15 protein-coding genes are annotated in these 17,644 nt (G+C 63.8%); 10 read left to right on the top strand and 5 right to left on the bottom strand.

Annotated features, from left to right (window positions below; all coding sequences use genetic code 11):
• Positions 1-85 precede the first annotated feature (85 nt).
• The gene (locus GDR53_RS19445; RefSeq protein ID WP_193336057.1) at positions 86-1,495 is read left to right on the top strand and encodes an MFS transporter; all 1,410 of its coding nucleotides are present in this window, start codon (positions 86-88) and stop codon (positions 1,493-1,495) included.
• Between the two features lie 3 nt (positions 1,496-1,498).
• On the opposite strand, the gene GDR53_RS19440 is transcribed toward GDR53_RS19445, so the two are convergent.
• The 5 genes from GDR53_RS19440 to GDR53_RS19420 form a co-directional block, all read right to left on the bottom strand.
• The gene (locus GDR53_RS19440) at positions 1,499-2,386 is read right to left on the bottom strand and encodes a DMT family transporter (RefSeq protein ID WP_193336056.1); all 888 of its coding nucleotides are present in this window, start codon (positions 2,384-2,386) and stop codon (positions 1,499-1,501) included.
• A gap of 150 nt (positions 2,387-2,536) precedes the next feature.
• Positions 2,537-4,930, bottom strand: a complete 2,394-nt coding sequence (locus GDR53_RS19435) for a phosphoketolase family protein (protein WP_193336055.1) — start codon at positions 4,928-4,930, stop codon at positions 2,537-2,539.
• Positions 4,927-6,168, bottom strand: coding sequence for an acetate/propionate family kinase (locus GDR53_RS19430; RefSeq protein WP_193336054.1), 1,242 nt, complete (start codon positions 6,166-6,168; stop codon positions 4,927-4,929). The genes GDR53_RS19435 and GDR53_RS19430 overlap by 4 nt, the downstream gene beginning before the upstream one ends.
• A gap of 22 nt (positions 6,169-6,190) precedes the next feature.
• Complete coding sequence (locus tag GDR53_RS19425; protein WP_193336053.1) at positions 6,191-7,234, bottom strand: LacI family transcriptional regulator; 1,044 nt, start codon at positions 7,232-7,234, stop codon at positions 6,191-6,193.
• 122 nt (positions 7,235-7,356) lie between these two features.
• Complete coding sequence (locus GDR53_RS19420) at positions 7,357-8,088, bottom strand: phosphatase PAP2 family protein (RefSeq protein WP_193336052.1); 732 nt, start codon at positions 8,086-8,088, stop codon at positions 7,357-7,359.
• Between the two features lie 88 nt (positions 8,089-8,176).
• Between GDR53_RS19420 and GDR53_RS19415 the strand changes: the two genes are divergently transcribed.
• The 9 genes from GDR53_RS19415 (at position 8,177) to GDR53_RS19375 (ending at position 17,554) form a co-directional block, all read left to right on the top strand.
• A complete protein-coding gene (locus tag GDR53_RS19415) occupies positions 8,177-9,118 on the top strand; it encodes a diacylglycerol/lipid kinase family protein (protein ID WP_193336051.1) in 942 nt (313 codons plus the stop codon).
• Positions 9,115-9,942, top strand: coding sequence for a metallophosphoesterase family protein (locus GDR53_RS19410; protein WP_193336050.1), 828 nt, complete (start codon positions 9,115-9,117; stop codon positions 9,940-9,942). Before GDR53_RS19415 ends, GDR53_RS19410 begins: the two co-directional genes overlap by 4 nt.
• 123 nt (positions 9,943-10,065) lie before the next feature.
• Positions 10,066-11,334 carry an MFS transporter gene (locus tag GDR53_RS19405; RefSeq protein ID WP_193336049.1) on the top strand — a complete coding sequence of 423 codons (1,269 nt, stop codon included), beginning with the start codon at positions 10,066-10,068 and terminating at the stop codon, positions 11,332-11,334.
• A gap of 519 nt (positions 11,335-11,853) precedes the next feature.
• Positions 11,854-13,188 (top strand): 3-oxo-tetronate kinase, encoded by a 1,335-nt coding sequence (gene otnK, locus GDR53_RS19400; RefSeq protein WP_232846678.1) that lies wholly within the window; start codon positions 11,854-11,856, stop codon positions 13,186-13,188.
• Positions 13,189-13,383: 195 nt separating this feature from the next.
• Positions 13,384-14,139, top strand: a complete 756-nt coding sequence (locus tag GDR53_RS19395; RefSeq protein WP_193336048.1) for an SDR family NAD(P)-dependent oxidoreductase — start codon at positions 13,384-13,386, stop codon at positions 14,137-14,139.
• Between the two features lie 14 nt (positions 14,140-14,153).
• A complete protein-coding gene (locus GDR53_RS19390) occupies positions 14,154-14,531 on the top strand; it encodes a hypothetical protein (protein ID WP_193336047.1) in 378 nt (125 codons plus the stop codon).
• A 112-nt stretch (positions 14,532-14,643) separates the two neighbouring features.
• Positions 14,644-15,375, top strand: coding sequence for a peptide-methionine (S)-S-oxide reductase MsrA (gene msrA, locus GDR53_RS19385; protein ID WP_408639773.1), 732 nt, complete (start codon positions 14,644-14,646; stop codon positions 15,373-15,375).
• Positions 15,376-16,000: 625 nt separating this feature from the next.
• Positions 16,001-16,579, top strand: a complete 579-nt coding sequence (locus GDR53_RS19380) for an outer membrane protein (protein ID WP_193336046.1) — start codon at positions 16,001-16,003, stop codon at positions 16,577-16,579.
• A gap of 396 nt (positions 16,580-16,975) precedes the next feature.
• Positions 16,976-17,554: an outer membrane protein gene (locus GDR53_RS19375; protein ID WP_193336045.1), complete on the top strand. Its 579-nt coding sequence runs from the start codon at positions 16,976-16,978 to the stop codon at positions 17,552-17,554.
• Positions 17,555-17,644 lie beyond the last annotated feature (90 nt).

The raw sequence follows: 17,644 nt of genomic DNA, 5'->3' as shown, positions 1-17,644 counted from the left end.
GGCACGGCGTCGGGAAGGTGGATCGCACCCAAGAGCGGGAACGGTCGGCTTGCCGGTCTCCGCCAAACTGCATGGATTTTCTGCAATGCCTGTTCCCGTCGGCGCGCCATTCACCGAGGGGCGGCGTATCCTCATCGCCTTCATCGTCGCCTGCGCCTTTCTCATGCAGGGTATCGACAGCACCCTGCTGACCATAGCCATCCCCACCATTGCTGAGGCCTTGCAGGTCGACCCTTTGCTGCTGCATCTGGCCATTACCGGCTATCTGCTCAGCCTGGCCGTCTTCATGCCGGTCAGCGGCTGGTTTGCCGATCGCTTCGGCGCGCGGCTGGTCTTCTGCGCCGCACTGGCCGCGTTCACTTTCGGCTCGCTGCTGGCCTCGGTGGCGCCGACCCTGACGACCCTGGTTGCTGCGCGCGTGCTGCAGGGCTTCGGGGGCGCCCTGATGACGCCGGTCGGCCGGCTGATCGTGCTCAAGGCCTTCGGTCCCGGCCGGACCCTGGACGCCATGACCTATCTCACGCTTCCCGTGCTGATCGGCCCGCTGCTCGGGCCTTTGCTGGGCGCCACCATCATTTCCTTCACCTCCTGGCGCTGGCTGTTTCTGGTCAATGTGCCGGTCTGTGCGGTGACCATCCTGCTGACGTTGCGCTTCGTCCCCGCACTGGCCAAGGGCATCCCGACCCGTTTTGATTTCCGGGGCTTCGTCCTGGTGGGCGTGTCGCTGGTTCTGTTCCAGCTCGGCGTTGAGCATCTGGCGCGACCGAGCTGGGGACCTTTGGGCAGCGCCACCATCTTTGCTGCGTCGATCGCCATCTTCATCTTCTACGCCCTGCGGGCCCGCGGCCGTACCGGCACGGCCCTTGATCTCTCGCTGTTCTCCAGCCGCTCCTTTTCGGTAGGGGTAATCGCTGGTGGCATCGGCCGGGTGGGCCTCAATTCCTCGGCCTTCCTGCTGCCGCTGCTGCTGCAGATCGGCTTCGGCATGGCGCCGATTGCCGCTGCCGGTCTGGCCTCCCTGTCGGCCTTCGGTGCCTTCGCCGCCAAGCCCCTGCTGCGCTGGTCGATCCGGTCTTTCGGCTACGCTGCCACGCTGGTAAGCGTCGCCGTGCTGGGCGCCCTGCTGATGGGCAGCTTTGCCACCATGGGGCCCAGCGTGCCGCTGCCGGTGCTGGTGGGCACGGTATTTGCGCTGGGCGCCGTGCGGACCATGCACTTCAATGCCGTCAATTCCCTGACCTATGCTGGCGTGCCGGAAGCCAAGCTGAGCAGCAGCGTCGCCTCGGCGGGCGTGTTCCAGCAATTGTCGATGGGCCTGGGCGTATCGATCAGTGCTGCCATGCTGTCGATGCTCGTGCCGGAAGGCAGCCTGCCAGGCGTCGCCGATTTCCAGGTCGTCTTCCTGGCGATGGCTGCTATCCCGATGCTATCGGTGCCCATCCTGTTGCTGCTGGGCGATTATCCTGGCCAGTTGCGCGCCGAACGCCCGGCCTGAAACTCAGGCTCGTCGCTGCCAGAGCGCCCATAGCCGCCCATCCATCACCAGCAGTCCCACCAGCACCACCCCCATGCCGACGGCCTGGATCGGCAGCAGCACTTCCCCCAGCAGACTGGCCCCCAGGATCAGCGCGACGATAGGCGAGATATACGTATTGGTGGCAAAGTTTGTCGCGCCCACCCGCGGCAGCATCCAGTACATGATCTGGAAATTGAGCGCTGTCGGAAACAGCCCCAGCGCCAGCCAGGCCCACCAGGTACCCAGGCTCACCACCGCAGGCGCGCCTTCAATCAGCAGGGCGGCGGGAACGGCGCCAAGCGCCGCGCCTGTCATGGCAAAGGTCATGATCGTCTGCGGGTCGGTCCCGGCAAAGCTGCGCGTGATGTTGAACGACACCGCAAAGATCAGCGTGCCCGAAAGGCACAGCAGCGTGCCCCAGATCTGGCCGCTATCCATGCCGGCAAAGGTGGGCGCCGTGAGAATGCAGGCGCCGAGCAGGCCGATCGCTGCGCCCACCGCCCGCACCAGCGTTGCCCGTTCGCCGCCCGGCCAGAAGTGCGAAACTGTCAGGGTGGCGATGGGCAGCATCAGATTGATGATCGCCACCAGGCCCGTCGAGATGTGGCGTTGGCTGATCGGCATCAGCACGAAGGGTAGGGCATAGCTGAACAGCCCGAGCAGGCAAAGCTTGACGATGAGACCGCGGTCCCGCGTCACCTGCTTGCGCGACAGCAGCAGAAACAGCCAGCACGCGGCGGCGGCCACGAGAGAGCGGCCCGCCGCGATGGTGAGCGGTCCCAATTCTTGCAACACGATGGTGATCAGCAGGAAAGAGCTGCCGAATAGACAGCCAACGAAGACGACCAGCGCCCAGTCGCGCAAACTCATGAGAAGACACCCGGATAGCGGACAATGGCCGCCCCCGGCGGCCCCGCTAGGCTAGCGGTCGCGACACCGGGTCAAAAACGAGTATTCCTCCGGCGGCCACTGAGCTGGGCTCATCAGGGCCCGCCCTTCACCGTGCAGATCGGCCCTTGGTCACCGCCTGTTCGCCTCAGTGGTGGGTTGCTCGGCCGAGGCCCAGCGCCAGTTCAGTATTTCCGGCATGTCCTCGCCGTGCTGGCGGATATAGGCCGTGTGTTCGGCCAAACGCGCGGCGACGAAATCGGCAAAGCCCTGGCGCCGGTCCTGCAGTCTCTCGACCCGGTCCACCACGCCCTTGGCAATGTGGAAGCGATCGAGCTCGTTGAGCACCGCCATGTCGAAGGGTGTCGTTGTCGTGCCTTCCTCCTGGTAGCCATGCACGTGGAAATTGTCGTGGTTGCGGCGGCGATAGGTCAACCGGTGGATCAGCGCCGGATAGCCGTGATAGGCAAAGATCACCGGCTTGTCGGTGGTGAACAGGGCATCGAAATCCATATCGTCCATGCCATGCGGATGCTGGCTGGGTGCCTGCAGCGCCATCAGGTCGACCACATTGACGAAGCGCATCTTGAGGTCGGGGAACTGCTCGCGCAGGATCATGACGGCGGCCAGCGCCTCCATTGTCGGGACGTCACCGGCGCTGGCGATCACCACGTCGGGTTCCTCGTTGCCGCAGGTCGAGGCCCAGTCCCAGCTCCCCAGGCCAATGGTGCAATGGGCAACCGCCGCATCGAGACCCAGATATTGCGGCGCGGGCTGCTTGCCGGCGACGATAACATTGATGTAGTCGCGGCTGCGCAGGCAGTGGTCGACAACTGACAACAGGGTATTGGCATCAGCCGGCAGATAGACCCGCACCACGCTGGCCTTCTTGTTCATCACATGGTCGATAAAGCCCGGATCCTGATGGCTGAAGCCATTGTGGTCCTGCCGCCAGACATGGGAGGTCAGCAGATAGGTCAGCGAGGCAATCGGCTTGCGCCAGGGCACGTCCTTGGCAACGTTCAGCCATTTGGCATGCTGGTTGAACATGGAATCCACGATGTGGATGAAGGCTTCGTAGCAGGAAAAAAATCCATGCCGGCCGGTCAGCAGATAGCCCTCGAGCCAGCCCTGGCAGAGATGCTCGCTGAGCACTTCCATCACCCGCCCATCGGCAGCGAGCTGCCGGTCCGTCTCGAGCTGGTCGCCGATGAACACCCGGTTGGTGGCCTCGAATACCGCGCCCAGCCGGTTCGATTCCGTCTCATCGGGGCCGAACACCCGGAAATTGCTGGCATCGGCATTGAGCCGCAGCACATCGCGCAGATATTGCCCCGCCGCCCGCGTTGCCTCGCCGTCCACCCCGCCGGGCACCGGCACGTCGATGGCATAGTCGCGGAAATCGGGCAGCTTGAGATCGGCCAGCAGCAGGCCGCCATTGGCATGCGGATTGGCGCTCATGCGGCGGTTGCCGACCGGCGCCAGGGCCGCCAGTTCGGGCATCAGCCGCCCGCTGGCGTCGAATAGTTCGGCCGGCCGGTAGCTGGCCAGCCAGTCTGCAAGGATCTGCAGATGTCCCGGCACCTCGGCGAGCTTGGCCAACGGCACCTGGTGCGAGCGCCACGTGCCTTCGGTGGGGTTGCCATCCACCTCCTTGGGCCCGGTCCAGCCCTTGGGCGAGCGCAGCACGATCATCGGCCAGGCAGGCCGATCGGTAACGCCGCCGTTACGGGCGCCGTCCTGAATCGCCTTGATATCGGCCAGCACTGTGTCGAGCGTGGCGGCCATAAGCTGGTGCATGCTGGCCGGATCGTCGCCCTCCACGAAATGCGGCGCATAGCCATAGCCGCGGAACAGCGCCTCCAGCTCGTCATGACTGATGCGCGACAGCACGGTGGGGCTGGCGATCTTGTAGCCATTGAGGTGCAGGATCGGCAGCACCGCGCCATCGCGCGCCGGGTTGAGGAACTTGTTGGAATGCCAGCTGGTCGCCAGCGCCCCGGTTTCCGCCTCGCCGTCGCCGACCACGCAGGCCACCACCAGATCCGGATTGTCGAAGGCCGCGCCATAGGCATGCATCAGCGAGTAGCCGAGTTCGCCGCCTTCGTTGATCGAGCCGGGCACTTCGGCGGCCACATGGCTGGGAATGCCGCCCGGCCAGGAAAACTGCGTCACCAGCCGCTTGAGACCGTCGAGGTCCTGGCTCACCGCGGGATAGAGCTCGCTATAGGTGCCTTCGAGATAGGTATTGGCGACCAGGCCCGGCCCGCCATGGCCCGGTCCGGTGACATAGATCATGTCCAGATCGAGCGCCTTGATCACCCGGTTGAGGTGCACATAGATGAAGTTGAGCCCCGGCGTGGTGCCCCAGTGGCCCAGCAGGCGCGGTTTGACATGGTCCAGGGTCAGCGCCTCGGTCAGCAGCGGATTGTCGCGCAGGTAGATCTGGCCGACCGAGAGGTAGTTGGCCGCGCGCCAATAGGCATTCATGCTGGCGAGCAGGTCGGGGGAGAGGGGCGTGTTCATGATGGGCGATCCTTGTGCTGCAGCAGGCTGGCAACGGCAGCGGCGATAACCGCTTCCTCGTCGGTGGCTATGACGCGAACTGATACCCGCGACGTTGAACTTGATATGACAGCGGCCCCGGACTGGTTGAGCGCGCCGTCGATGTCGATGCCGAGAAAACCCAGATTGGCGCAGATGCGCGCGCGGATCACCGCCGCGTTTTCGCCAATGCCGCCGGTAAACACCAATGTATCGAGGCCGCCCAGCGTGGCAGCAAGGCCCCCGATGGTCTGCCGGATGCGATAGCAGAACACGGCCAGCGCCTCGGCGGCTCGCGGATCACTTGCTTCGATCGCCAGCAATTCGCGCACATCGGCACCACTGCCCGAGATGCCCAGCAGGCCCGATTCATGGTTGACCATGCGGTCGAAGGCCCGGGCATCCATGCCATGCGCCTGCGCCAGATAGCGGACCAGCCCGGGATCAAGATCGCCGCTGCGCGTGCCCATGGGTACTCCCGCCGCCGGGGTGAAGCCCATGGACGTATCCATGCTGCGGCCCTGGTGCACGGCTGTCAGGCTGGCGCCATTGCCCAGATGCGCCAGCACCAGCCGGCCCTGCGCGACCTCTTCCCCGGCACTTCGGCGCAGGGCCTCCAGCAGATAGGTATAGGACAGGCCGTGAAAGCCGTAGCGTTGCACACCCTGCTCGAAAAACCGCCGCGGAATGGCCAGCATCCGCGCCACCGCCGGCATGTCCCGGTGAAAGGCGGTGTCAAAGCAGGCCAGCTGGGGCAGCGCGCCGAAATGCGTCCGGCAGGCCCGGATCATCGCGATCTCGGCCGGCAGGTGCTCCGGCGCATAATCGGCGATCGCCTCGAGTGCGCTGATCAGGGCATCGTCGATGACGCCATGGCTCCGGTATTGCGCTCCGCCATGCACGATGCGGTGCCCGATCGCCGCGATCGCCTTGGGCCCGATCTCCCGGGACAGCCAGGCGAACAGCGTTTCGAGAGCCTCTGCATGCGTGGCAGCGGCGACCTTCTCTTCATGGTGCGGACGGTCCTTGCCCTCGACCACGAGCCTGGCCTCGGACTGCCCGATCCGGTCGAACTTGCCCGCCAGATGCCGCGTCTGGCCGTCGCTTTCGAACAGGGCAAACTTGAGGCTTGAGGAACCGCCATTCAGCGTCAGGGTGAAGCCTTCGGTCTGCTGCGGCGCGCTTGGCCCGACTCCCGACTTGTTTCCCCTGGCGCTCATGGTCTGGCCGGCCCCGTATCGGTCATCGACGCTGCCCGCTGCCGTCCGGGGCGCGCCACTGTGGCTCTGGCTCGGCCAGCGTCTGCAGGTCTCTGGGATCAGCACCCTCGATGCGTTGCAGCAGCAGCCGCGTCAGTTCGGCACCGGCCGCGAAGACATCCTCGCGAATGCTGTCCATCGTGGGAAACAGCGTGGGCAGGATGCCGGAGGTCTGCTTGTAGATCACATGCACGTCCACGCCCGGTTTCAGCCCACCTTCCTGCAGCCCGCCCACCAGCGCGATGGTCCGCATCTCGCTGTCGCAGACAATGCCATCCGGTCGGTCCTCAGTCTGCGCCAGGGCCAGCGCCATGCGCCGCATTTCCTCGGGCGGCATGCCCTGCCTGCCCCCCACAATGCGCGACGTCAGGCCCAGCCGCGTCGCGGCCTGCTGAAAGGCTGTGACGATATTGTGGTGATTGGTGGTGCTGTCATCGCCAGCCACCAGCATGATGTTGCGGCAGCCTTTTTGTGCCAGCCGCTCGACGGCCTGGCGGGCAAACATCTCAGAATGGAAATCGTGAAAGGCATGCGGCGTGGCAAAGTCGGTCCGCCCGTGGGTAACGAAGGGAAAGTCGGTATCGGCCAGCATCTGCACGCGGCTGTCGCGTGGTGTGGTATGGGTGATGATGACCCCATCGGCCGTGCGGTTGTCCAGAATGTAGCCGATCGTATCGGTGCTGGCGCCGCGCACGAATTCGGGCACCACCGTCAGGTGATAGCGGGTCCCCTTGATGGCCTGGCCGATGCCCTGGATCATCTGGCGGGCAAAATCGATGGAATCCTCGGCCCCGTCGAGCACCAAGGCGATGACATTGGTTTTGCCGGTGCGCAGGCGGACCCCGGCACGATCGGGCACATAGCCCAGTCTTTGCGCGGCCTCTGCGACCTTGTCGCGGGTTTCCTGCTTGAGCGTGGTGCCGCCGCGCAGCGACAGCGAGACCGTCGACAGGCTCAGCCCGGTGGCCTGGGCAATCGTGCGCAGCGTGACCCGCTGCGGCCTGCTGCCGCGCTCAGAGCTGCTCAATGTGACGTCCTTGGCCAAGAGGGGTATCCGCCATCCGTTTTACACGGGTCCGGCCCAAATCCAAACGGTCCTGACCGCGATGCGGGCGGCGACCCCCGATGGCGTGGAAGTCTGCGCCGCGGTCAGGTCGGCTCGGTGCCGTGCACGATGGCCCCGCCGCGTTGCAGCCGCGCCGCCACGGCGCTGCAGAACAAGGCCCAGGCGGCCCCCAGGCACCAGCCGGCCAGCACGTCGCTGGGATAATGCACCCCCATATAGATCCGGCTCAGGCCGATGAGCAGCGTCAGCAGCAGGGCCATGCTGATGCTGAAGATGCGCAGCGAACGCGTTGGTGCGAGCCGCGCCAGCAATGCCCCCAGCGTCAGGAAGGTGACGGCAGACAGCATGGCATGGCCACTGGGAAAGCTGGCCGTGAACTGGTGCGACATGGCCACCAGGTCCGGTCGCGGCCGGTCATAGCCCATTTTCAGCACCGTACTGAGGATCGTGCCGCCCAGCACCGAGGTGATGATCAGCAGCGCTTCCGCCCGCATGCGGGCCAGTAGTAGATAGGCGCAGACGGCAGCGACGATCAGGCCGAGCAGGGCAAAGCTGCCCAGCGCCGTGACGTCGCGGACCATTTCATGCACCCAGGGGGGACCGATGGTGCTGTCCAGGTTGGCCGGATCGCGGAACAGCATCAGGATGGCATTGTCAAATGCCTCCATCTCCCCCTCGATCATCTCGTCGGCAATCTGCAGAAAGGCCAGGATCAGCCCGCTGACCAGGGCGATGGACGCCAATAGCCAGGCTTCGCCGGTGATCAGCCCGTGCAGGCGACGATAGGGGGTGGACTGGACCAGTCGATTGAACATTTGACGCTTTCCTCGTGCTGATCACGCAACGTCTCGTCCTCGCACACGTTCCCTAGTCGAACAATGCCCGTTACCGGATCGATTTGTCATGAGCCTGAGTCCCCCCAGCCCCGTCTCGCACTACGTGCTGCTCAACACCAATGCCGGGACAGCCAATGCCACCGGGGTCACGGCGGAGTCGCTGGGCGACCTGTTCGCGGCCAATGGGCTGACGGCCACTATCGACGCCGATGGCGATCGTCCCCTGGTCGACCGCATCGCGGCAGCCATGGCCAGCGGCGCGCCCACCATCGTGGCGGCAGGCGGCGATGGCACTATCACCGCCTTGGCAGCGACCCTGGTAGGCACCGACCGGAACCTGGCCATTCTGCCGCTGGGCACGGTCAATGCCCTCGCCAAGGACCTGCACGTGCCGCTCGATCTGCCCGCCGCCGTCGCCGCCTTGGCCACCGGTGTTGCCCATCGCATCGATGTCGGCGAGGTCAACGGCCGGGTCTTCCTGCACAAGGTCGTGGTCGGGCTGATCCCGGGCCTGGCGGCCGGGCGTGAACACATTCGCGGGCGCTATGACGCGTCCGCCAAGATCGGCTTTCTGCGCTACATGTTTCGTCGCCTGGCGCGTGCGCGGCGGATTGCCGTGGTCATCCAGCCCAGCGAGGGCGAGCGGCGCGTCGAGCGGGTACAGGCCATAGCGGTATCCAGCAATGCCTATGATGAGGGGTTGGGACAGTTCTTTTCCCGTCACGTGCTGGACGGCGGCACGCTCACGCTCTACGTGTTGCGCCACCTTAACCCGGGTGATTTTTTGCGCCTGACGGCCAGCATGCTGCTGGGCCACTGGCAAAATGACGAGGCGCTGACCATGGAGAGCGTGCAGGCTGTCACGATCGACTCACGCAAGTCGCTGATCAAGGTGATGTTCGACGGCGAGGTCGAAAATCTGCAGCCGCCGCTCCAATTCTCCATCCGGCCGCGCTCGCTATCCGTCATCGTACCCGCCGAATATGCGACACCGGCGGAGGCGGCATGAAGATCCTGCACATTTCCGACCTGCATTTTGGCCACCACGATCCCGCTTTGGCCGAAGGCTTTGCCGACGACATCAATGCGCAACAGCCTGACCTCATCGTGGCCAGCGGCGATTTCACCCAGATCGGCACTAAGGAGGAGTTCGAGCAGGCGCGTGAGTTTCTCGATACGCTGACGGCGCCGGTTTTTGCAGTCCCCGGCAACCATGACGTGCCGGCGGTCAACATCTTCAAGCGCTTCCTCAACCCCTATGGCTTTTACAAACGCTATATCTCGCCCGATCTCGAACCCTTCCTCGAAATGGACGGCGTGGCCCTGGTCGGCATGCGCACCTCGCGCCGCGCGCGCCTTGAATGGAACTGGGGGCACGGCACCATTTCGCGCGGCCAGCTCGAAGACCTAGAACAGCGCTTTGCCAAGGCATCCCCTGATGCGGTGCGCGTCATCGTGGCGCATCACCCGTTGCTGTTTCCCACCCAGCCCATGGTGCAGAAGACCAAGCGCGTCAAACGTGCCGACGATGCTCTCGAAACCTTCGCCGGCTTGGGCGTGCGGCTCGTACTGTCGGGGCATTTTCACCTGTCCTATGTACGCAAGCACGAGACAAAGCCCGTTGTCCGCGAGGGTGAACCGCTGGGCGTGAGCAAATCCATCGTGGCGCCGATCCTGATCGCCCAGGCGTCGTCGGCGATCTCGACCCGGCTGCGCGGCGAGTCGAACGCCTACAATCTCATCGACATCGGCGATGAAAAGATTGTCGTTACGGTCCGCGAATGGCAGGACGGGGCCTGGCACACGCGTGACAAGGCCACCGAGCCCGTCTAAAGCCGAGCCGACGCCCGATAGTCTGGGGACAGAAGGGTCGATGGACTAGAAATAGCCGCCTTTGTGCGGCATCAGCGCGGCCCTGACTGATCCCGCGCGTGGCGGAACGCAAAGGTAGAAGTGATGACTGAAGCGCCGGTACGTTCGCCATTGCTGGCCGCCGGCGCCATTCTGCTCAGCGTCGCCCTGCTGATCATGGGCAATGGCCTGCAGGTCATGCTGCTGCCCATCCGCGGCGGCATTGAAGGCTTTTCGGCCTTTGAGGTCGGCATGCTCGGCTCGGGCTATTTCTTCGGCTTCGTGCTCGGCTGTGCCTTTTCGCCCCTGTTCATCATCCGGGCCGGCCATATCCGCACCTTTGCCGCCCTGGTGTCGATCGCCTCGGCGGCGGCCTTGGGCTATCCCTTGGCGGTCGACCCACTGGTCTGGGTGCTGTTGCGCATGATCACCGGCTTTTGTCTGGCGGGTCTGTATCTGGTGGTCGAGAGCTGGCTCAATGACCAGGCGACCAATGAAACGCGCGGCACCCTGATCTCCACCTATGTGACAGTCAACTTCACCGTCATCACGATAGGCCAGATGATGGTCACCCTGGTGCAGCCGAGTTCCTTCGTCCTGTTCTCGATCGCCTCGGTGCTGGTGTCCCTGGCCGCTGTGCCCATCGTCATGACGCGATCCAGCCAACCGCCGCCGATCACCATGGTTCGTTTCCGGCCGCGGCACATGTTTCGCCTGTCGCCCACCGGAACGGTGTCGATATTTCTGATCGGCATTGCCACGGGGTCGTTCTGGTCGCTGGGGCCCAGCTATGCCAATGCGGTCAGTGGCAGTGTCACCGATGCCGCCCTGTTCATGAGCGCGGCCGTGGTGGGCGGCGCTCTCGTGCAATGGCCCGCCGGCAAGCTGTCCGATCATATGGACCGGCGCCTGGTCATCATCGGCCTGGCGCTCGTTGCGGCTCTGGTGGGCCTGGTCATTCTGGTGCTGCCGCACCTGACTTGGCTGTGGCTGGCTTTGGGCCTTGTCTTCGGCGCGGGTCTGCTGCCCGCCTATGCCATTGCCGCGTCCCACGTGTTCGACTTTGCTGAGCGTTCGGAATATGTGGAGATTTCTGCCGGCCTGCTGCTCTTGAACGGCCTGGGATCGACGGTGGGCCCCTTGCTCACCTCGCTCAGCATCGAGCTGTTCGGGCCGGCCGGCATGTTCATCACCAATGGTGTGGTGATGCTGATCCTGATCGGCTTTGTCGCTGTCCGCCTCAGCCGTCGCGAAGGTCTGCCTGAGGCCGAAAAGGAGAATTTCGATCTGGGAACCGCCGGCGCGGTCTCGGTGGTCGGCGACGAGGAAGCGGTACAGTTGAGCGACCTTGTGGTGCAGGAGCCCGCTGCCTGAATCTGGCCCCGGCGCCGGTTTGGCAATCCCCGTGAGCGGCATCGATCTCTCTGTGGCGATGACCACGGCGCCCCTTGGTTTGCTCGCTCATCGGACGTTCGGAAACACGAGACTTATCCCCGGCGGCGCCGGCTCGGTTAAACTCATGCCCATCACCCCGCATGGGCGGCCTGCAGGCGAACAGTGGTGGAGTGAGCCGGGTGGGGGCTTTGCCTCTCCCACAGGTTCCGAGACGGCCGTGCGAGGACGAGCGATCCCGCGCCGCCGAACAGTTCCAAAAACCGGCGCCCCGAGGCGGTTTCCGTCTCATTTTTAAGTTTACCAGAGGCGAAAGCCGCCTCGGGGTTCGTCCATCTATTCGTCCCCGGAGGCCGCCGGCCGTCCGGCGCTCCCGCTTGGTCGCTGCACGGATCGAGAGGACAGCCATCGACAGATGGCTTGCTCAACATCACTTGCCCGCGCAAGCTGGCATTGTCGATGCCGCTGCCAGATTCTGCCGGCGCCACTGCTGAGGACCACATGACCAATTCCATCCTGCTGGGCGCCATTACCGATGATCTGGCCGGGGCGACCGAGTTGGCATTGGCGTTGGCGCGCCAAGGGATGAAGACCGTTCAGGTTATGGGCGTACCGCCCGAAGATATCAGTTTTGACGGCGCCCAGGCCGTGGTCATCGGGCTCACCTCGCGCGCTATTCCTGCCGACGAAGCAGTGGCCATGGCGCTGGCTTCGGTCATGGCCTTGCGCCAGGCCGGCGCCGAGCAGTTCCTTTTCACCTATGGCGCTACGTTTGACTCCACGTCCGCTGGCAATATCGGCCCGGTTGCCGAAGCCCTGCTGGATTTCCTCGAGGTTCCGATCGCCATTGCCTGCCCGGCGTCTCCAGCCACGGGATTGACCGTCTATCAGGGGCATCTCTTCCTGGGCTCCGCCCTGCTGTCGGACACTGCGATGCGAAAGCATCCGCTCACACCCATGGCTGATGCCAATCTGGTCCGCGTACTGCAGGCGCAGACCACAGCACGGGTGGGGCTGATCCCCCTCGATATTATCTCCGCCGGACCCGAGGCGGTCAGGGCGGTCTTGTTCCGCGCCCAGCAGGCCGGCTTCCGGCTGATGATTGCCGACGCGGTGCGCGATGCCGATCTGCGCGTGCTGGGCGACGCTATGGCCGGCATCCGTTTGGTCACCGGCGGTTCGGAGATCGCCATGGGGCTGCTGGAGAATTTCCGGCGCCAGGGTCGGATCGGCATCACGATCGAGTCGGAACGCATGGCCGCGCCGAAGGGAAAGGCGATTGTCCTGGCCGGCTTGGGTTCACCTGCCTTGCGCGAGCAGGTGCAGGCCGCCATTGACGCCGGCATGCCCGCCCTGCAGATCATGCCGGCCGAAGTGGCCTCCGGGGCACAGGCGGCGGCCGATGTGGCCAACTGGGTGCTGCGGCACGCCAGCAAGGGGCCGGTGCTGGTCTATTCCGGCGATGGACCGGAGGCCGTGCCAGACAAGCGGGGCGCCGAGACAGCCGGAGTGCTGATCGGCCAACTGCTGGCCAATCTGGCGGTCATCCTACGCGACAACGGCTTCTCCCGCTTCATCATTGCCGATGGTGAGGCGTCCAGCGCCATCGTGGCAGCACTTGGGGTGCATGCCTTCACGATTGGACCGGAAATCGCCCCGGGACTGGCCTGGACGCGCAGCCTGGTCGGCCCCGACCTGGCCCTGGCACTCTTGCCCGGCGACATTGTCGCGCCAGACCTTTTGCTCAAGGCTTGGGACATTCTCGATGGTCCCGATCTGAGCGCAGCACAGCATTCAACCGGTGACACAGGCCTGCTGCGCGAAAGGACAGCCTGATGTCCGAAACACTACACCACCACAGGCCATCGGCCTTGTCGGGCTCGGCCGGTGCACGCAATTGCCAGCCATTTGCGCGAGATCAAGAAGTTTGAGTGGTAGATCTGATCTGTAGGAGTAGGGAACGGGCAAGATCGACTGGCGCAGCTAGGCGGTCACCGATTGTTCAGTGCATTGCCTTCAAGGAGATTTGCCATGCCTTTCGATTTCAAGAACAAGGTTGCCATCGTCACCGGCGGCGCCTCCGGCATTGGTGCAGCGGTCGCCCACTTGCTCGCAGCGTCGGGCGCCAAGGTGCTGGTCGCCGATCTGAACGAGGATGGAGCGCGGGATATCGCTGCCGCCATCACTGCGCAGGGCGGGGTCGCCAAGGGTTTTGCCGTTGACGTCAGCGATGCGCTCGAAGTCGAGGCCATGGTCGCCGCCGCCCAGCGCGAATTCGGCGGGCTGCACCTGGCGGTCAACAATGCCGGGATTGCCGGCGCCGCCGCCACCACAGGCGACTACCCACTCGACAGCTGGCACAAGGTGATCGCCACCAACCTGAACAGCGTCTTCTACGGCCTGCGCTACCAGATCCCCGCCATGCTTGCTTCGGGCGGCGGCTCGATCGTCAACATGGCATCGATCCTGGGTTCGGTTGGCTTTGCCACGGCGCCCGCCTATGTCGCCGCCAAGCACGGCGTTATCGGCCTCACCAAGACGGCGGCCATCGAATATGCCAAGCACGGCATTCGCATCAATTCCATCGGGCCGGCCTTTATCGACACGCCGTTGCTGAGCAACCACCTCGATGCCGCTACCCTCTCCGCCATTGCCGGCATGCACCCGGTCGGCCGCCTCGGCACCCCCGCCGAAGTGGCGGCACTGACGGCCTTCCTGCTCTCGGACGACGCCTCCTTCATCACCGGCAGCTACCATCTGGTGGATGGCGGCTATACCGCCCAATAGGCACAGGGACACTTATGACCAAGGCAGTGCTCTATCGCATCGAACTTGAACTGGCGCGCGAGCCAGGGCACCCGGAAGGGGACCCGGCCCACAGTTATCGCCTGTATTTCCCGCTGAACGCGGAGGGCCACATTGACCCTTCGGCCTATCGCGACATGCCCGACTGGTGCCGCGTGGTGCGCCGTCGGCCGGGGGAGGAGGAGGCGCGTGGCCGTATCCTGCACGGCCCGGACAATGGCTGGATCTTCGACTATGACGTCAAGACCAGCACCGACGACGAGGCGGGATTCCGCCTGTCCGAGGAGCGCTTCGTGGTCGGCGAATATGTATCGATCCGCGAAGACGACGGCAAAATGCACGTGTTCCGGGTGATCTCGGTCCGGCCGGACTGAGCCCTGGCCGCAGCGATTGCCGGTTCATATCACCGTGATGGACTGATCTGCCGTAACCAGTTGGCCCTATGATGCGAACTGACGTGCAGATAGCTCCAACCGAGGATCGCTTATGTCCAGCACCCGTGCCCTTCACCTTGCCCCCACCAACAGCCGGCGTGCGACACTCGCCTTGCTGCTGGTCATGCCCGTCTTTGCGATGGGCCTGTTCAATAAACCGGCTGATGCGCAGGAAGCCCCGGTGACAATCCCTGCACCCGCCGCCGATCTTGCCGAGACGGGCAGCACGGCGACCGCCGTTTTTGCCGGCGGCTGCTTCTGGGGGGTGCAAGGCGTCTTCCAGCACGTGGTCGGCGTCACCAATGCTGTGTCGGGCTATTCCGGCGGCGCGGCCGATACGGCCACTTACGAGCAGACCGGCAGCGGAACCACGGGACATGCCGAGGCCGTGCAGATCACCTACGACCCCTCGGTGGTAAGCTATGGCGACCTGCTGCAGATCTATTTCTCGGTGGCCCACAATCCGACACAGCTGAATTATCAGGGCCCCGATCACGGCACCCAGTATCGGTCGACCATCTTCGCGCTCAACGAGCAGCAGGCGGCCACAGCCGAAGCCTATATCGCTCAGCTCGATGAAACCGGCCTGTTTGAAGGGCCTGTCGTCACCACCATCGAACCGCTGCAGGCATTCTATCCCGCCGAACAATATCACCAGGACTTCCTGACGCTCAATCCGACCTGGCCCTATATCGTGATGCACGACCTGCCTAAAATTGCCGCGCTCAAGGCAATCTTTCCCGATATGTACCGCGCAGATCCCGTGCTGGTAGGAACGCTCTAGGCCATCCCGAATGGACCGGCGCAATCCGTGCCGGTCTATTCTGACCGGTGCCAGAGTCGCCGGTCGGAAGTCTCCGTCCCGGTGCAGACGTCGCACCTGAGACTACTGTCAGAGTGGCAAGGGGATGCAGTCTGGTTCGTCGGCCGAGCCGCCGACAAGACGAATCAGGGCGCGAATGCGAAAAAATATGTCGCCGCCCGATCTAAATTCAGCCAGACCGAACCGGCCCGCTTACACGCGCTGATCCCCAGGCATTGCACCGCCCATTCCCTGCAAAGCCTGCAATTGCGGGGCTTTTTGAGCCCCATACCAGCATCGAACCCGACGCCATTGCGGATATGAGACCACAAAATCCGGCGCCGGGGTGGCCCAATTATGGCGATGGTGTGGCTTGACGGCACGACTCAGTCGTGAATACATCTGCCGCACGGTCGTCTAGGCGGCTGTTGCAAGATGGGATTTGTATCAAATTGAGCCAAATGCGCGACATTGGCGCAACACCCCATCCCAAATGCTCATGGAATGTTATCCGCACCGCCAAAATTCGAATGGCGAAGGCTTGTCACACGCGTGGTGCTGATGCATCTAACGGTGGACTACGGTTAACTCTATGGGAGTGCAAGATATGTTTGTACGTTCACTTTCTCTCGGTGTGGCAGCTGCCGCGCTTCTCGTCGGCGGCGCTCAGGCTGCCGATCTGATCATCCCAACGACCCCACAGCCAATCTATGAAGCTGCTGGCTTCGATTGGGAAGGTCTCTATGCAGGCGTTAACGTCGGTGGCGTGTTCACCAACACCAACGGCCTGACCAACCTTCAGACCAACGCATCGCAGTTTTCGGTTGGTGGCGCTGTTGGCGTCAACTTCATCGCTTACGACCCGATCCTGCTCGGCCTTGAAGTCCAGGGTGACTACGTGTTCCAGGACGGCGACGACGCCGGCATGTTCCTGGCACTGGCTCGCGTTGGCGCAGTCGTGACCGACCAGGTCGTCGTGTACGCAGCTGGCGGCGTTGGCCTGACCAGCCGTTCGGGCACCACTGACAACGGCATCTACGCCCTCGGCGGCGGTGTTGAAGTTGCTGTGACCGACGCTGTGTCGGTTCGTGGCGAAGTGCTCGGCCTCGGCGATTTCTCGAACACCGCTGGCGACCAGTTCTTCGACGGTGCCAAGGCAACCGTCGGCGTATTCTACCACTTCTAAGATATGCAATCGGGCAGGGCGGCTTGCCGCCCTCCCGACCTAGCGTCTTGCAAACCCAATTCGGCGAATCGCGAAAGCGATTCGCCGTTTTGCTTTTCGGCCACGGCTTTGGTCGCGACTCAGAACCCCCGGCACCGTCACCTGGCCATGACCGCTGCGAACGGTGTTCGTTCAGTCGCATGGATGCGTGGTCATGTGCCTGTTTTGGCAGATGGATTGGTCATTTGTGGATCAATGCGTCCGCCGCGGGGCGCGTACGTTCGGTGGCGCCGTGGAATGTGTTGCCGATAAGCCCGGCTCGCTGGTAAAATCCGCTCAAGGTCGCAGTTGTTATTGCCTGATCAATAACTTTCGCGATATTTTGTGTGGACTTAAACTTTGAATCTGGAGTTCTCCATGAGCGTACGTTCCCTTTATCTCGGTGTGGCAGCTGCCGCGCTTCTCGTCAGCGGCGCTCAGGCTGCCGATCTGATCATCCCAACGACCCCACAGCCAATGTATGAAGCTGCTGGCTTCGATTGGGAAGGTCTGTATGCAGGCGTTAACGTCGGTGGCGTGTTCACCAACACCAACGGCCTGACCAACCTTCAGACCAACGCATCGCAGTTTTCGGTTGGTGGCGCTGTTGGCGTCAACTTCATCGCTTACGACCCGATCCTGCTCGGCCTTGAAGTCCAGGGTGACTACGTGTTCCAGGACGGCGACGACGCCGGCATGTTCCTGGCACTGGCTCGCGTTGGCGCAGTCGTGACCGACCAGGTCGTCGTGTACGCAGCTGGCGGCGTTGGCCTGACCAGCCGTTCGGGCACCACTGACAACGGCATCTACGCCCTCGGCGGCGGTGTTGAAGTTGCTGTGACCGACGCTGTGTCGGTTCGTGGCGAAGTGCTCGGCCTCGGCGATTTCTCGAACACCGCTGGCGACCAGTTCTTCGACGGTGCCAAGGCAACCGTCGGCGTATTCTACCACTTCTAAGATATGCAATCGGGCAGGGCGGCTTGCCGCCCTCCCGACAAATCTTGCAAACCCAATTCGGCGAACCGCTCTGCGGTTCGCCGTTTTTGC

The organism is Devosia beringensis (assembly GCF_014926585.1).
In the GTDB taxonomy this organism is placed as follows: Bacteria; Pseudomonadota; Alphaproteobacteria; order Rhizobiales; family Devosiaceae; genus Devosia; species Devosia beringensis.
The sequence above is the reverse complement of the archived record's forward strand: the minus strand, read 5'-3'. Positions and strand labels throughout refer to the sequence as shown.

What these genes read in the sequence shown, in the direction of transcription:
- GDR53_RS19420 (WP_193336052.1), bottom strand. Translation starts at nt 8,088, where the DNA reads ATGTTCAATCGACTGGTCCAGTCCACCCCCTATCGTCGCCTGCACGGG.
- GDR53_RS19415 (WP_193336051.1), top strand. Translation starts at nt 8,177, where the DNA reads ATGAGCCTGAGTCCCCCCAGCCCCGTCTCGCACTACGTGCTGCTCAAC.
- GDR53_RS19435 (WP_193336055.1), bottom strand. Translation starts at nt 4,930, where the DNA reads ATGAACACGCCCCTCTCCCCCGACCTGCTCGCCAGCATGAATGCCTAT.
- GDR53_RS19445 (WP_193336057.1), top strand. Translation starts at nt 86, where the DNA reads ATGCCTGTTCCCGTCGGCGCGCCATTCACCGAGGGGCGGCGTATCCTC.
- GDR53_RS19395 (WP_193336048.1), top strand. Translation starts at nt 13,384, where the DNA reads ATGCCTTTCGATTTCAAGAACAAGGTTGCCATCGTCACCGGCGGCGCC.
- GDR53_RS19380 (WP_193336046.1), top strand. Translation starts at nt 16,001, where the DNA reads ATGTTTGTACGTTCACTTTCTCTCGGTGTGGCAGCTGCCGCGCTTCTC.
- GDR53_RS19430 (WP_193336054.1), bottom strand. Translation starts at nt 6,168, where the DNA reads ATGAGCGCCAGGGGAAACAAGTCGGGAGTCGGGCCAAGCGCGCCGCAG.
- msrA (WP_408639773.1), top strand. Translation starts at nt 14,644, where the DNA reads ATGTCCAGCACCCGTGCCCTTCACCTTGCCCCCACCAACAGCCGGCGT.
- GDR53_RS19410 (WP_193336050.1), top strand. Translation starts at nt 9,115, where the DNA reads ATGAAGATCCTGCACATTTCCGACCTGCATTTTGGCCACCACGATCCC.
- GDR53_RS19440 (WP_193336056.1), bottom strand. Translation starts at nt 2,386, where the DNA reads ATGAGTTTGCGCGACTGGGCGCTGGTCGTCTTCGTTGGCTGTCTATTC.
- GDR53_RS19405 (WP_193336049.1), top strand. Translation starts at nt 10,066, where the DNA reads ATGACTGAAGCGCCGGTACGTTCGCCATTGCTGGCCGCCGGCGCCATT.
- GDR53_RS19375 (WP_193336045.1), top strand. Translation starts at nt 16,976, where the DNA reads ATGAGCGTACGTTCCCTTTATCTCGGTGTGGCAGCTGCCGCGCTTCTC.
- otnK (WP_232846678.1), top strand. Translation starts at nt 11,854, where the DNA reads ATGACCAATTCCATCCTGCTGGGCGCCATTACCGATGATCTGGCCGGG.
- GDR53_RS19390 (WP_193336047.1), top strand. Translation starts at nt 14,154, where the DNA reads ATGACCAAGGCAGTGCTCTATCGCATCGAACTTGAACTGGCGCGCGAG.